This is a genomic window from Bradyrhizobium sp. SZCCT0148 (assembly GCF_018129985.1).
GTDB lineage: Bacteria > Pseudomonadota > Alphaproteobacteria > Rhizobiales > Xanthobacteraceae > Bradyrhizobium > Bradyrhizobium japonicum_H.
In genome coordinates this window covers 334,648-349,915 of record NZ_JAFCKT010000006.1, presented here as the reverse complement: position 1 = coordinate 349,915, position 15,268 = coordinate 334,648, and the positions used below count along the sequence as shown (strand labels likewise).

13 protein-coding genes are annotated in these 15,268 nt (G+C 63.5%); all 13 read left to right on the top strand.

The features are described 5' to 3' along the window. The first annotated feature begins 2 nt into the window (after positions 1-2). The 13 genes from bchB (at position 3) to JQ580_RS20540 (ending at position 14,446) form a co-directional block, all read left to right on the top strand. A complete protein-coding gene (bchB, locus tag JQ580_RS20600; protein ID WP_212282045.1) occupies positions 3-1,577 on the top strand; it encodes a ferredoxin:protochlorophyllide reductase (ATP-dependent) subunit B in 1,575 nt (524 codons plus the stop codon). Then, the gene (locus JQ580_RS20595; RefSeq protein ID WP_212282044.1) at positions 1,552-5,280 is read left to right on the top strand and encodes a magnesium chelatase subunit H; all 3,729 of its coding nucleotides are present in this window, start codon (positions 1,552-1,554) and stop codon (positions 5,278-5,280) included. Before bchB ends, JQ580_RS20595 begins: the two co-directional genes overlap by 26 nt. After that, entirely contained in the window at positions 5,277-6,188 is a 912-nt protein-coding gene (gene bchL, locus JQ580_RS20590) for a ferredoxin:protochlorophyllide reductase (ATP-dependent) iron-sulfur ATP-binding protein (RefSeq protein WP_212282043.1), read from the top strand. The genes JQ580_RS20595 and bchL overlap by 4 nt, the downstream gene beginning before the upstream one ends. Further along, complete coding sequence (gene bchM / locus JQ580_RS20585) at positions 6,188-6,889, top strand: magnesium protoporphyrin IX methyltransferase (RefSeq protein ID WP_212282042.1); 702 nt, start codon at positions 6,188-6,190, stop codon at positions 6,887-6,889. Before bchL ends, bchM begins: the two co-directional genes overlap by 1 nt. Then, on the top strand, positions 6,886-8,319 hold the full coding sequence (locus tag JQ580_RS20580) for an MFS transporter (protein ID WP_212282041.1): 1,434 nt from the start codon (positions 6,886-6,888) through the stop codon (positions 8,317-8,319). Before bchM ends, JQ580_RS20580 begins: the two co-directional genes overlap by 4 nt. A 21-nt stretch (positions 8,320-8,340) precedes the next feature. After that, entirely contained in the window at positions 8,341-9,108 is a 768-nt protein-coding gene (puhA, locus tag JQ580_RS20575) for a photosynthetic reaction center subunit H (protein ID WP_212282040.1), read from the top strand. Then, positions 9,105-9,782 (top strand): photosynthetic complex putative assembly protein PuhB, encoded by a 678-nt coding sequence (gene puhB / locus JQ580_RS20570; RefSeq protein WP_212282039.1) that lies wholly within the window; start codon positions 9,105-9,107, stop codon positions 9,780-9,782. Before puhA ends, puhB begins: the two co-directional genes overlap by 4 nt. Positions 9,783-9,795: 13 nt before the next feature. Further along, on the top strand, positions 9,796-10,254 hold the full coding sequence (gene puhC / locus JQ580_RS20565; protein WP_212282038.1) for a photosynthetic complex assembly protein PuhC: 459 nt from the start codon (positions 9,796-9,798) through the stop codon (positions 10,252-10,254). Then, positions 10,251-10,556 (top strand): hypothetical protein, encoded by a 306-nt coding sequence (locus tag JQ580_RS20560; protein ID WP_212282037.1) that lies wholly within the window; start codon positions 10,251-10,253, stop codon positions 10,554-10,556. The genes puhC and JQ580_RS20560 overlap by 4 nt, the downstream gene beginning before the upstream one ends. After that, a complete protein-coding gene (gene acsF / locus JQ580_RS20555) occupies positions 10,553-11,650 on the top strand; it encodes a magnesium-protoporphyrin IX monomethyl ester (oxidative) cyclase (RefSeq protein ID WP_212282036.1) in 1,098 nt (365 codons plus the stop codon). The genes JQ580_RS20560 and acsF overlap by 4 nt, the downstream gene beginning before the upstream one ends. A gap of 13 nt (positions 11,651-11,663) precedes the next feature. Next, on the top strand, positions 11,664-12,674 hold the full coding sequence (gene puhE / locus JQ580_RS20550; protein ID WP_212282035.1) for a putative photosynthetic complex assembly protein PuhE: 1,011 nt from the start codon (positions 11,664-11,666) through the stop codon (positions 12,672-12,674). Then, a complete protein-coding gene (gene hemA, locus JQ580_RS20545; protein ID WP_212282034.1) occupies positions 12,671-13,882 on the top strand; it encodes a 5-aminolevulinate synthase in 1,212 nt (403 codons plus the stop codon). The genes puhE and hemA overlap by 4 nt, the downstream gene beginning before the upstream one ends. An 84-nt stretch (positions 13,883-13,966) precedes the next feature. Beyond that, the gene (locus JQ580_RS20540) at positions 13,967-14,446 is read left to right on the top strand and encodes a hypothetical protein (RefSeq protein ID WP_212282033.1); all 480 of its coding nucleotides are present in this window, start codon (positions 13,967-13,969) and stop codon (positions 14,444-14,446) included. The last annotated feature ends 822 nt before the right edge of the window (positions 14,447-15,268 follow it).

Genomic DNA, 15,268 nt, shown 5'->3' with positions numbered 1-15,268 from the left:
TCATGCAGCTCACCGTGTGGACATATGAAGGACCTCCCCATGTCGGCGCAATGCGCGTCGCCACCGGGATGGAAGGCCTGCATTACGTCCTCCATGCTCCGCAGGGGGATACCTATGCGGATCTGCTGTTCACGATGATCGAACGTCGCGACCGGCGACCGCCCGTGACCTACACCACGTTCTCCGCGCGAGATCTCGGCGGCGATACCGCCGAACTCTTCAAGGCGGCAGCGCAGAATGCCTTTGATCGCTTCCAGCCGCAGGCGATGCTGGTCGGCGCGTCCTGTACCGGGTCGCTCATCCAGGACGACCCCGGTGGTCTCGCGCGTGCGCTCGATCTCCCGATCCCTGTCGTGGCCGTCGATCTGCCGGCCTATCAGCGCAAGGAAAATTGGGGCGCGGCCGAAACATTCTATCAACTGGTGCGCGCGCTCGCAGGGCCCTCGGCGCCGGCGCCGGGAGCATCGCGCCCTGAGCGCGCAGCCGGCGTGCGTGCCCGCTGCAATCTGCTTGGCCCGACCGCGCTCGGCTTCCGGCATCGCGACGATATTGTCGAGATCACATCGCTGCTGACAAAGCTCGGCGTCGACGTGAATGTCACCGCTCCGATGGGCGCGAACCCGGCCGATATCGCAAGACTAGGCGAGGCCGACTTCAATGTGGTGCTCTATCCCGAAATCGCAGGCCAGGCCGCCTCATGGCTGCAACGGACTTTCGGTCAGCCCTTCACCAAAACCGTTCCGATCGGCGTCTCGGCCACCCGCGAATTCGTCGCAGAGGTCGCGAAGCTCGCCGGTGTCGATGCGTCGGCGACGCTGGCTTCGGCCTCTACCCGGCTGCCGTGGTACTCGCGTTCGGTCGACTCGACCTATCTGACCGGCAAGCGTGTCTTTATCTTTGGCGACGCCACCCATGCCGTTGCCGCCGCACGCATTGCATCCGACGAACTCGGCTTCAAGGTCGTCGGTCTCGGCACCTACAGCCGCGAGTTCGGCCGCGAAATCCGCGACGCGGCAAAGCGCTATGACGTCGAGCCACTGATCACCGACGACTATCTGGAGGTCGAGGCGAAGGTCGCGGAGCTGCAGCCCGAGCTGGTGCTGGGGACGCAGATGGAGCGGCATATCGCCAAGCGCCTTGGCGTTCCCTGCGCCGTGATCTCGGCGCCGGTGCATGTGCAGGACTTTCCGGCACGCTATGCACCGCAGATGGGGTTCGAGGGCGCCAACGTCATCTTCGATACCTGGGTGCATCCGCTGATGATGGGCCTCGAAGAGCATCTGCTGGCGATGTTCAAGGATGATTTTGAGTTCATGGACGGTGCTGTGCCGTCGCATCTTGGCGCGGGCCATCAGGCGGCCGATGCCGCAAAGCCGGTTCGGCCGGTCGAGCTGGTTCCGGCGGCAACACTGGCCGGCGTGACCTGGGCGGCCGATGCCGAGAAAGAGCTTTACAAGATTCCATTCTTCGTTCGCGGCAAGGCGCGCCGGAACACCGAACGTTTCGCCAATGAAAATGGCGTTGCCACCATAACCATTGAGACACTCTACGATGCCAAAGCGCATTACGCCCGCTGACGCGACGGCTCTGAAGGTCGTCGTCGTGACCATGGACAGTCATCTGTCCGGCGCGGCCGCTCGGGCCGAGAGGGTGTTGAGGGGGCATTTCCCCGGGCTGACGCTCGCGGTCCATTCCGCAGACGAATGGGGTACCGACGATGCAGCGCTCGATCGTTGCAAGGCCGACATCGCCCGCGGCGACATCGTGATCGCCACCATGCTGTTTCTCGACGACCATGTTCGCCTCGTGATGCCGGCACTCGTTGCCCGGCGCAATGATTGCGACGCGATGATTTGCTGCATGTCGGCGGCCGAGATCGTCAAACTCACGCGCGTCGGCAGGTTCGACATGAGCGGCGAGGCGCTCGGCGCCATCGCATGGCTGAAAAAGCTGCGCGGCAATCGCAAAGGTAGCCCCGGCGGCAAGGGCGAGATGAAGATGCTGCGGCAGCTGCCCAAGCTGCTGCGCTTCATCCCCGGCACCGCGCAGGATATGCGCGCCTATTTCCTCACTTTGCAATACTGGCTGGCCGGTTCCGAGCAGAACATCGCCAACATGATCCGCCTGCTGGTCGACCGTTACGCGGATGGTCCGCGTCGCGGCCTGCGTGGCATCGTCAAGGCCGAGGCGCCGGTCGACTATGCCGACATCGGTGTCTATCATCCGCGCCTCAAGGGTCGCATCGCCGATAGCGCAGATCGACTGCCCGTCCTGGCCGGCGAGCGCGGCACCGTTGGGCTCCTGTTGTTGCGCTCCTATCTGCTCGCCGGAAATGCCGGTCACTATGACGGCGTCATCGCTGCATTCGAGGCAAAGGGGTTGCGCGTGATCCCAGCCTTCGCCAGCGGGCTGGATCAGCGCCCGGCGATCGAACGCTTCTTCATGAAAGACGGAAGCAGCGTTGTCGACGCGGTGGTCTCGCTCACCGGCTTCTCGCTGGTCGGTGGTCCCGCCTACAACGACTCCCGGGCGGCCCAGGACATTTTGGCTCAACTCGACGTCCCCTATCTGTCGGCGCATCCCGTCGAATTTCAGACGCTGGAACAATGGGGAGCTTCGGATCGCGGTCTGATGCCGGTCGAGAGCACCATCATGGTGGCGATCCCCGAGCTGGACGGTGCGGCGGGACCGATGGTCTATGGCGGCCGCTCCGACGGGGCTGGCGTTCCCTGCACCGGCTGCGAGCGTGCCTGTGTTTTCGTACCGGCCGAGACCGGAGGCGAAATGCATGTGTGCAGCGAACGCGCCGACATGCTGGCGGCGCGCACGGCCCGCCTGGTCGCGACGCGCCGCTCGGAACGGCGGGATCGCAAGGTCGCGATCGTCCTGTTCAATTTCCCGCCGAATGCCGGCAACACCGGTACCGCGGCGTTTCTGTCGGTGTTCGAATCCCTGCATCGGACACTCTCCGCCATGCAGCGCGAGGGCTATCAGGTCGAGGTGCCCGAAAGTGTCGACGCGTTGCGGGAGCGCATCGTGGTCGGCAACGCCACTCGCTTCGGCGCCGATGCCAACGTCCACGCCAGAATTCCGGCCGGCGATCATGTTCGTCGCGAAGCATGGTTGCGGCAGATCGAGGCGCAATGGGGGCCGGCGCCGGGCAAGCAACAGAGCGATGGCAGCTCGATCTTCGTGCTCGGCGAGCGCTTCGGCAACGTCTTCGTCGGGATCCAGCCCGCGTTCGGATATGAAGGCGATCCGATGCGGCTGTTGTTCGAGAAGGGCTTTGCGCCGACGCATGCCTTCTCGGCATTCTATCGCTGGCTGCGCGAGGATTTTGGCGCTGGCGCTGTCCTGCATTTCGGAACCCACGGCGCGCTAGAATTCATGCCCGGTAAACAGGCGGGGCTTTCTGGCGCTTGCTGGCCGGACCGCATGATCGGCGACCTGCCGAACCTCTATCTCTATGCCTCCAATAACCCGTCCGAAGGCACGATCGCGAAGCGCCGTTCGGCCGCGACGCTGATCAGCTATCTGACGCCGCCGGTCGCCCATGCCGGGCTCTACAAGGGTCTGGTCGAGCTGAAGGGCTCGATCGGGCGTTGGCGTGCCCTTGCTCCGGATGACGATGCGGAGCGCGGCGATCTCGCGACGTTGATTCAGGCCCAGGCCAGTGCGCTGGAACTGACCGAAACGGCCCCCGCCTGGATGGATCCGGCCACCGCGGTCGGCAAATTGTCGGAAGCCGTGCTGGAGCTCGAATACACCCTGATCCCGCATGGCTTGCATGTCGTCGGTGAAACGCCGTCGGTCGAACAGCGGGTCGAAATGCTGCAGGCGGTGGCGGATGCCTCGCACGGCGCGCGTCCCGACAAATCGATCCTCGAAGCGCTGGTGAGGGGCGGGGCGCCCGAAACACTGGCCGCGAGGGATGATGCCGCGCTTACCCTCTACATGGAATTGGCCGGCATCGATCGCATCCTCGAGCAGGATCATGAACTGCCTGCAATCCTTCGTGCCCTGGACGGCAGGTTCGTTCGTCCCGCGCCGGGCGGCGATCTTCTGCGCACGCCGGCCATCCTGCCGACCGGGCGCAATCTCCATGGCTTCGATCCGTTCCGTATTCCCAGCGCCTTTGCGGTGCAGGACGGAGCTCACCAGGCACAGCGTCTGATCGAAAAGCATGCCGGCGAAGGACACGGGATTCCGGAATCGGTCGCGATCGTGCTGTGGGGCACCGACAACCTCAAGAACGAGGGCGCGCCGATCGGGCAGGCGCTGGCCTTGCTCGGCGCAAAGCCGCGCTTCGACGGCTACGGTCGCCTGACCGGTGCTGAGCTGATCCCGCTCGATCAGCTCAACCGGCCGCGGATCGACGTCATCATCACCATGTCCGGCATCTTCCGCGACCTGCTGCCGTTGCAGATCAAGCTGCTGGCCGAAGCCTGCTTCCTGGCCGCGTCCGCCGACGAGCCGGTCGAGCAGAATTTCGTTCGCAAGCACGCTCTCGCCTACCAGGCCGCAAATCATTGCGATCTCGAGACCGCGTCCCTGCGCGTATTCGGCAACGCCGACGGCGCCTACGGTTCGAACGTCAACCATCTGGTCGAAAATGGTCGTTGGGAGGACGAGGACGAACTCGCCGAGACCTACACCCGCCGCAAGAGCTTTGCCTATGGCCTCAAGGGTCAGCCTGTACAGCAGACGGCACTGTTGAAGAACGCGCTCGCCACCGTCGATCTCGCCTACCAGAACCTCGACTCGGTCGAGCTCGGCGTGACGACCGTGGATCATTATTTCGACACGCTCGGCGGCATCAGCCGCGCCGTGCGGTTGGCCAAAGGTGGCCAGTCGGCGCCGGTCTATATCGGCGATCAGACCCGGGGCGCGGGCACGGTCCGGACGCTGTCGGAGCAGGTCGCGCTGGAAACCCGCACCCGGATGCTCAATCCGAAATGGTACGAGGGCATGCTCAAGCACGGCTACGAGGGCGTTCGCCAGATCGAAGAGCATGTCACCAACACCATGGGCTGGTCGGCGACGACGGGCGAGGTCGCGCCCTGGGTGTACCGGCAGCTGACCGAGACCTTCATGCTCGATCCCGAAATGCGCGAGCGCCTGGCCTCGCTCAATCCCGTCGCCTCCGCAAAGGTCGCCAACCGCCTGATCGAAGCTCACGAACGCAAATACTGGTCGCCCGATCCTGAGATGCTCGATGTCCTGCGCAGGGCAGGCGAAGAGCTCGAAGACCGCCTTGAAGGCGTGGGAGTTGCCGCATGAACATTCAAACCAAACCATCGTCGCTCAAGAGCCCGTCCTGCTGCGGCGACGGCGAGGGAAGCGTGCAGGTTCAGCTCGATCCCAAGCTCAAGATAGGCACCGCAAAGGTGTTCTCGGTCTACGGCAAAGGCGGCATCGGCAAGAGCACGACATCGTCGAACCTGTCGGTCGCATTCTCCAAACTCGGCAAGCGCGTGTTGCAGATCGGCTGCGATCCCAAGCACGATTCGACCTTCACGTTGACCAAACGCTTGGTCCCGACCGTGATCGACGTGCTGGAATCCGTGAACTTCCATGCCGAGGAGCTGCGGCCGGAAGACTTCGTGTTCGAAGGCTACAACGGCGTGATGTGCCTGGAGGCGGGTGGGCCGCCGGCCGGAACCGGTTGCGGCGGCTACGTCGTCGGCCAGACCGTGAAACTCTTGAAGGAGCACCATCTGCTCGAGGACACCGACGTGGTGATCTTCGACGTGCTCGGCGATGTCGTCTGCGGCGGCTTTGCGGCACCCCTGCAACACTCCGACCGCGCGCTGATCGTCGCCGCCAATGATTTCGACTCGATCTTCGCGATGAACCGCATCGTCGCCGCGATCGAGGCCAAGTCGAAGAACTACGGCGTCCGGCTCGGCGGCGTCATTGCCAACCGCAGCAAGGATACCGACCAGATCGACCGCTATGCCGAGCAGGCCGGCTTGAAGCGCGTGGCGCATTTTCCGGACCTCGACGTCATCCGCAAGAGTCGGCTGAAGAAATCGACGTTGTTCGAAATGGACGAGACGCCTGAATTGAAGGCGGTCACCGATGAATACATGCGGCTCGCCGCCGAGCTCTGGGCCGGAACGATCGAGCCGTTGCCGGGAAAATCGCTGAAGGACCGTGAAATCTTCGATCTGCTGGGGTTCGACTGATGTCCATTGCAACCTATCTTGAACGGCGCGGCGAGCTTCAGACTTATTTCGACCGGACCGCGGTCGATGCCTGGGCCAAACTGACGTCGGATGCGCCGGTCGGTCGCATCAGGGCCACCGTGCGCGCCGGGCGCGACGAGATGCGCAACACGCTGCTCTCGTGGCTGCCGCAGAACATGAGCGGTGCGCGATTGCTCGATGCCGGCTGCGGCACCGGTGCGTTGTCGATCGAGGCCGCGCGGCGCGGCGCCCGGGTGGTCGCGATCGACCTGTCTCCAACGCTGGTGTCGGTGGCGCGCGAGCGGCTGCCGTCGGACCTCGATTCCTCGACCATCGAATTTCGGTCCGGCGATATGCTCGACCCGAAGCTTGGCAAGTTCGACTTCGTGGTCGCGATGGATTCGCTGATCCATTATCGCCCGGCGGACACCTGCCGGATCATGGCCGGCTTGGCGAACCGGACCTCCGAAGCCCTGCTGGTGACGTTCGCGCCGAAGACACCGGCGCTGGCTGCGATGCACGCCGTCGGCCGGTTCTTCCCGCGTGGAGATCGCGCACCGGCGATCGAGCCGGTGGGTGAGCAGAAATTGCGACGGTTACTGATGTCGGAGGAAGGGCTTGAGCGATGGCAGCTCGGCCGTAGCCATCGCGTCGCCAGCGGATTCTACAAGTCGCAAGCTTTGGAGATGACGCCCCGATGACCCGGATCTCGTCAACATTGGCAAAAGGGTGGATGCGGCTTGGGACGCGCTTCCTTCCCTTTGCCGACGCGGCAACGACGGAGCTTCCGCTCGGGCGGTTGCTGCGTCTGTCGTTGTTCCAGGTGTCGACCGGCATCTCGATCGTGCTGCTGAACGGCACTCTAAACCGGGTGATGATCGTCGAGCTGGGCGTCTCCACGCTTTTGGTCTCGCTAATGGTGTCGATCCCGCTCGTATTCGCGCCATTCCGCGTCCTGATCGGCTTCAAGTCCGACAATCATCGCTCGGTGCTGGGCTGGCGCAGGGTGCCCTATATCTGGATGGGAACGCTGATCCAGTTCGGCGGCTTCGCGATCCTGCCGTTTGCACTACTGGTTCTGTCAGGCACGGGCGAGTATCCCGCAGTTTACGGACAATTCGGCGCGGCGCTCGCCTTCCTGCTGGTCGGCGCCGGCATGCACACGGCGCAGACGGCGGGCCTCGCGCTCGCGACCGATTTGGCGCCGGCTGATGCGCGGCCGCGCGTGGTGGCCTTCCTCTATGTTATGCTGCTGTTCGGAATGGCCGGCAGCGCGCTGATCTTCAGCGAGCTTTTGCGCAACTTCAACGAAATACGCCTGATCCAGGTGATCCAAGGCGTCGCCGTCACGCAATTGCTGCTCAACATTGCCGCCTTGTGGAAGCAGGAAGCGCGCAATCCGGCGCTGACGTCAGCTGCGCGCGAGCGGCCTGAATTCCAGCACTCTTGGGCCAAGTTCCGCAACGCCGGCGGCTCGGTCCGCGTCCTCGTGGCGGTGGCGCTCGGCACCTCGGCATTCTCGATGCAGGATATTCTGCTCGAGCCTTACGGCGCCGAAATACTCAAGCTGACCGTCGGGCAGACCACGGCGCTCACGGCGTTCTTCGCGCTCGGTACGCTGGCGGGATTTGGCTTGGCCGCAAGGACGCTGGGACGCAACGCCGATCCCTACCGCATCGCCGGTTTTGGCGCGGTGGCGGGAGTGTTCGCGTTCGCCGCGGTGATCTTCGCCGCGCCGCTGGGCTCCGTGCTGCTCTTTCGCGTCGGCACCGCGTTGATCGGCTTTGGCGGCGGGCTATTTGCGGCGGGAACGCTGACCGCGGCGATGGCGCTGGCGCGTGACGGTGAAAGCGGGTTGGCGCTGGGCACCTGGGGTGCCGTGCAGGCGACCGCTGCCGGTGGCGGAATCGCGCTCGGCGGCGGCATCCGCGATGCCGTGACGTCGCTCGCGTCGAGCGGCGCGCTCGGCCGCGCGCTGACAGGTCCGTCGATTGGGTACAGCGTCGTCTACCACATCGAAATTGCCTTTCTGTTCGCCACACTGGTTGCGATCGGCCCGCTCGTGCGCTCCGCACGCGCGAACTTTCCGCAGCCATCCACGAAGTTCGGCCTGGCAGAATTTCCAGGCTAGTCAACGATAGGGAGGTCGCCCATGCAGCCCGACTCATACCTGGACCTGGCACAGGTCACCCTTTACGTCTTCTGGATCTTCTTCGCCGGCCTGATCTTCTATCTTCGCCGCGAAGACAAGCGCGAAGGTTATCCGCTCGAATCGACGGGGATCAACGGCGGAGTCGCGCACGGCTTCCCTCGCATGCCGGATTCCAAGACGTATCTCCTGCGGGACGGACACACCGCGACGCTTCCGAACCACAAAAACGATCGCCCCGACGTCGCGCTGGCGCCGATCGCGGTGTGGCCGGGCGCCCCGGCGGAGCCGACCGGCAACCCGATGCTCGATGGAGTCGGGCCGGGGTCCTACGCCAATCGCGAGGACGTTCCCGAACTTACGATGGAGAATATCCCCTGCATCGTTCCGTTGCGGCTTGCGGAAGGCACCTATCTCGAGTCCCGCGATCCCGATCCGCGCGGCATGCGGGTGAACGGCGCGGACAGTGAAATGGGCGGCATCGTCACCGATGTCTGGGTCGATCGGGCCGAGGCGCTGATCCGCTACCTTGAAGTCGAGGTCACGACGCCGGGTGGGGCGAGGCGCGTGCTGTTGCCGATGCCCTTCGCCAAGATCGACGGCTACCGCAGCCGGGTCTGGGTCGACTCCATCCTCGGCAGCCAGTTTGCCGACGTGCCGGCCACGAAGAGCCTCGATCAGGTGACCAAGCTCGAGGAAGATCGCATCGTTGGATATTTCGGCGCAGGCACTCTCTACGCCACGCCGGCACGACAGGAGCCGCTGCTGTGAAACAGGATCATCAGCAGTTCGAGAGTGCGAAGTCCGCCGAGCTGCCGGCACCGCTGCCGGTCGGCGAGCGCGTGATTTGGCAGGGCAAGCCCGGCTTCAAGGGGCTGGCGCTGCGGTCGTTCCACATCCGCGAGGTTGCGATCTATTTCGGCGTCCTGCTGGCCTGGCGACTGTGGTCGAACTGGTCGAACGGCATGCCAGCACGCGACGCCGCGATTTCTGCGCTGTGGCTGATCGCTCCTGCGATCAGCGCCATCACCGTGCTGGCGGGACTCGCATGGTTGTTCCGCCGGGCGGCCTGCTACACCATCACCAGCAAGCGCGTCCTGTTCCAGTTCGGTGTCGCGCTGCCGATGACCATGAACGTTCCGCTGAGCAAGATCACCAACGCCGCGCTGAAGATCCATCGCGACGGCTCGGGCGACATTCCGCTCGGTGTGTCCGACAGCACGCGCGTCTCGTACCTGCTGCTGTGGCCGCACATCCGCCCGTGGCGGCTGCGCGAGCCCGAGCCGATGCTGTGCGCGTTGCCGGACGCCGCGATCGTCGCGGCCAAGCTCTCCGAGGCATTGGGCGGCCAGCCCGCCCCGGCGGCCGTCGCGCTGTCGGCAACCGCCAATCGCAACCTGCTCTCGGGCGCAACGGCCAATTCGCCGTCGACCGCGGCCGCCTGAACGGAGAACGCTCATGAGCGAGGCCATCCAGGAGCCCGTCGTTCCCAAAGGCGGAATCATCGCGGCTGCGGCCCTCGTGCTGTTTTCGCTCGCGACGGTGACGACGGCGCGTCTGACGGGCATTGGCGGCGTCCACATGTCACTGCCGGCGGTTGTCGAGAGCCGCGACTTCCAGTTCGAGGACGGCAACAACGGCGCGGTGTTGGTGTACGATGCCGGTAGCCGGCAATTGGTGGATACGCTGGCGCCGGGCAGCAACGGCTTCATTCGCGTCGTGCTGCGCGGTCTCGCGCGGGAACGCAAGCTCGGCGACATCGGCAAGCAACCGCCATTTCGCGTAACCCGTTTCGTCAACGGCCAGATCACGCTGACGGACACCTCGACCAACAAGCAGATCGATCTTGATGCCTTCGGATCGGCCAATACGGCAGCATTTGCCCGGCTGATGAGCCTGAAGGGGAGCTCGTCATGACAATGTTCTGGAGCAATTCACGCAAGACATTCGACGTGCCCTGCACGGTCGAAATCGAGCAGACCTCGGAGACATTGCACGCGCATGTCGTGCTCGACGGCGACATCGCGATCCAGCCCGGCGACGAGGTCATGGTTCATGACGCGCCGACCGGGGTCGCTTTTGGCGAGCGCTTGGTCGTACGCCGGACGGCGACTGTGGTCCGCGCCGGCCCGCTCGACCGGCTGTGGGCGCGGATCGAGGGGTATCTGGAATTGACCGAGCTTTACGAAGTCAGCTTCTCGGATGGGAGGGCATCATGATCAACATGGAAGGCGGCACCCACGGCAATCTGCAAACCCGCCCCGGCATCAAGGGCAGCAGCGAAAGTCTCGACAAGGCGCGCGAGGACACCATCCTCAGCCCGCGCTTCTACACCACCGACTACGAGGCTATGGATCGCCTCGATGTCAGCCTGGTGCGGTCCGAATGGAACGCGGTCATCAAGGAACTGCGTGCCGATCACAACAAGGCGCATTTCGTGAAGACCGACGAATTCAAGAACGACCTTGAATCGCTGCCGCCGGAGCTCCGCAAGGAGTTCAAGGATTTCCTGGTTTCGTCGCTGACCGCGGAGTTTTCGGGTTGCGTGCTCTACGCGGAGATCAAGAAGCGGATCAAGAACAAGGACATCCAGGAACTGTTCAGCTTCATGAGCCGCGATGAAGCCCGCCACGCCGGCTTCATCAACGAAATCCTGAAGGATCACGGCATCGGGGTGGATCTGAGCTTCCTGACCAAGGTGAAGAAGTACACCTATTTCCGTCCCAAGTTCATCTTCTACGCGACCTATTTGTCCGAGAAGATCGGCTACGCCCGCTACATAACGATATACCGGCAGATGGAGCGTCATCCCGAACGGCAGTTCCATCCGATCTTCCGCTGGTTCGAACTGTGGTGCAATGACGAGTTTCGCCACGGCGAGGCCTTTGCGCTGTTGATGCGCGCCGATCCTTCGCTGCTGCGCGGCTTCAACAAGCTCTGGATCCGGTTCTTCCTGCTCGCTGTGTTCGCCACCATGTACGTGCGCGATCACATGCGACCGGCCTTCCACGAGGCGCTCGGCATGCACCCCTCTGAATACGATATGCGGGTGTTCCGCATCACTTCCGAGATTTCAAGGCAGGTGTTTCCGGTCACGATTGATATCGAAAACCCGCGCTTCCTCGCCGGTCTCGAGCGCCTACGGCTGATTTCGGAAGCGATTGCGGATACGCGCGAGCAGGGCGGCTTTCTGTCGAGGTTGAAGCGCTCAGGCCTTGCGGCCCAGGCTGCGCTGACCTTCGCAAGGCTGTTCCTGCTGCCGGTGAAACCGAATGCGCTGCCGCGTGAAATCTGCCTGCAACCGGCATGGTGAGGAGAAGACGTTGATGGCTGCATACACGGTCCCCCCGATCTACGCTGCCTTCGTATGGTGGTTCAGCACCGGGGCCGTGCTTTTGCTGGTGGCGCGCTCGGGACGGTTCGAGCTGTCGCGAGCCTTCCTGGCAGTTGGGCTGTTCGCCGGCTCGCTCGGCGGCCTTGCGATGACCGCCGACGATACCAGCGTTGGCGGCGCCTATACGGCCTTCACCTGCACGATCCTGCTATGGGGTGCTCAGGAGATCGCCTTTCTGGCGGGATGGCTGACCGGGCCGCGGCCGGAGCCCTGCCCAGTGAGCGCGGTTGGCCGGGCGCGCCTCGGTTTCGCGTTGCAGGCTATCCTCTATCACGAGTTCGCGCTGCTCTCGTGCGGCGTGGCCATCGTCGCCCTGACATGGAACGGCGCCAATCAGGTCGGTCTCTGGACGTTCGCCTCGCTCTGGTTGCTCAGGCAAACCGCCAAGATCAATCTCTTCCTCGGTGTTCCAGTCACCAACGACGAGTTGATGCCGGATGCGGTGAAATTCCTGAAGACGTTCTTCGCGAAGAAGCCGGTCAGCGTCTTCTTTCCGCTCTCCGTCACGGTCGCGACGGCGGTTCTGGTCATCATGATCCAGCGGATCGTCGAAGTCGCGGTTACGCCCTTCGACATCGTCGGCCTCACGCTGGTATCGACGCTCTTTGCGCTCGGCCTTGTCGAGCATTGGTTCATGCTGCTTCCGCTTCCCGCGATCACGTTGTGGGGGTGGGGCATGCGCTCGGGTTTCCCGCCGGAGGACACCACCATGGAACAGGAACGAGACGCCAAGACCGCCGCTGCGCCACCCAATCTCGTCGTGCTCGCCGATGTGCGTCCCGATGCGGCGCCTTCCAGGCTGTCGCAGGCAGCCTGCGCGCGACAGCGTCTCGAAGACCAGTTTCGCCAGAGTTTTCGCGAACAACAGGCAAGGGATGGCCTGATCACGGCTCTTAACATCCGTACCGAGCCGGCGGCAACGACCGAGGGGAGAACGTCATGAACTACGAAGCCTATTTTCGCCGGCAACTCGAAGGTCTTCATCGTGAAGGCCGCTATCGCGTTTTTGCCGATCTCGAACGCAAGGCAGGCGCCTTTCCCCGCGCAAAACATCATCACCCGGGCGGCGCTGGCGAAGTCACCGTCTGGTGCTCGAACGACTATCTCGGCATGGGCCAGCACCCTGCGGTGCTGAAAGCGATGCATGAGGCGCTCGACAGTTGTGGCGCCGGGGCCGGCGGCACCCGCAACATCGCAGGGACCAATCACTATCATGTGCTGCTGGAGAAGGAGCTGGCCGACCTGCACGGAAAGGAATCCGCGCTCCTGTTCACGTCGGGCTATGTCTCCAACATGGCGTCGCTGAGCACACTGGCGTCGCGGATGCCTGGCTGCACGATCCTGTCGGACGAGCTCAATCACGCCTCGATGATCGAGGGCATCCGGCACAGCCGCAGCGACACGCGTATCTTTGCCCACAATGACCCGCGCGATCTCGAGCGCAAGCTCGGTGATCTCGACCCGCACGCACCCAAGCTGGTGGCCTTCGAGTCGGTCTACTCGATGGATGGCGACATCGCGCCGATCGCCGAACTCTGCGACGTCGCGGACGCCCACAATGCAATGACCTATCTCGACGAGGTTCACGGCGTCGGCCTTTACGGACCAAAGGGGGGCGGCATCGCCGACCGCGAGGGCGTGAGCCACCGCCTGACGGTGATCGAAGGCACACTGGCAAAGGCGTTCGGCGTCATTGGCGGCTATGTCGCGGCATCGGCGACGATCTGCGATTTCATTCGCAGCTTCGCTTCCGGCTTCATCTTCACCACGTCGCTGCCGCCCGCGGTCGCCGCCGGCGCTCTCACCAGTATTCGCCATCTGAAATCGAGCGCGGCGGAACGCGAGCGGCATCAGGATCGCGTCGCGCGGCTGCGCCGGCGCCTCGACGAGGCAGGAGTCGCACATCTGGACAATCCCAGCCACATCGTGCCGGTCATGGTCTGCGACCCCGTCTTGTGCAAGCAGATCAGCGACGTGCTGATCGACCGCTATGGCATCTACGTGCAGCCGATCAACTACCCGACCGTGCCGCGCGGCACCGAGCGGCTGCGCATCACACCGTCGCCGCATCACACCGATGCCGATATCGAGCATTTGGTGCATGCTTTGGCAGAGATTTGGGCAGAGGTTGGGCTCGCCAAGGCAGCTTGATCCGCTGCTCCTGGGGACTGATCCGGGCGCTTGGGAATTGGTCGATGGCCCGATAGGCAAGGTTTTGGCGAGCGCCGGCCCATCATGCGCAAGTTGATGAAGTTTCTTCACACGCTGGGGGCGATCGGCCTTGTCGGCGCAGTCGCGTGCTTTCTTGTCATGGCCGGCTATGCGCCCGCACCAGACGCGATCGCGCAATACGCGCCGCTCAGCAACGCGACAGGCGCGGTGGCGACCTGGATCTTCATGCCGTCGCTCGGGCTCACTCTGGTGACCGGGCTGTTGGCCATCGCGGTGAACAGGGCGTTTCACAACGCCGGATGGGCATGGGTCAAACTTGCGACGGGCGTCCTCGTTTTCGAATGGGGATTTGTCTCCGTGGTCGGGCCGCTCCAGCAGGAGGCCGAGCAGAGCGCGCGAGCATTGGCCGGAGACATCGATCCCGCCACGCTCGCCGGTGAATTGGGGACGCATCGCGCTGCGCTTTGGGTGTTTTTGGCCATTGCGATGGCCAATATCATTCTCGGGGTGTGGCGGCCACGGCTCACGCGGTTGCCGCACTAGATTTGTTGCGTGAACCAAGGAGGATCCCTGCGATGGCAACTCATATCGTTGCTGGATCCATTCAGGTGACAGGCGTCAGCATTTCGACCCCGCCCTCGCCGAGGCGCGACCCCGCTTCGAGACCCGATCACGAGGTCGTCTAGTTCGCGAGGCGGAGCCGCGGTGGACGCGGACGCGTCGGTGCAATGCAACGGGGAAGGCGAGGTGATCCGCGCCACATGGCGCCTGATCGGCGCTTTCGAATGCCTCGGGCAAGCCCGCGCTGCGTTCATTCGTTTACCGCGCAGATGCCAGCTGCTGTCTCTCAACCGAAAGGTTGAGAGACAGCGGATCTGTGATCTCGTCGACCGAAGGGTGGGAATGTCGACAAGCGAGCGCTCGCCTAAGTCTCCCATGGGGCGGATAAGGTTCAACAAACCAGCGCAAAACCGCGCCTACCCGCCAAAAAATCTAACATCACACAATCAACGCGCGAGCACGCTCGATCTTCTCCGCGGCGTATGTTCGCCCGTTCCAATTTCACTCGTCGCGAAGTTCCTGATTGTTGCTGTTTATTTCTTAAGTTAAGCTTTCATTAACTTGCACAAGTGTGGTGATCGGCAAGGGGGAGAAATGCCGGCGAAAATTCGCCAGCATTTCGGGTTGAGCTTCTCACGAAGCGGGCCGCCGATTTTCTGGCCCACGCGGGGCGATTTTTTATTTCTGACCGCTCCCTCAATTGCACTCCCGAGCACAACCACGCGCCATGTATTTTGGCTCTCGGTTGGGGCACCATGTTTTTTGAGAAACGTTATCGGTCGAAATTTGCGCCCGGCAAATCGC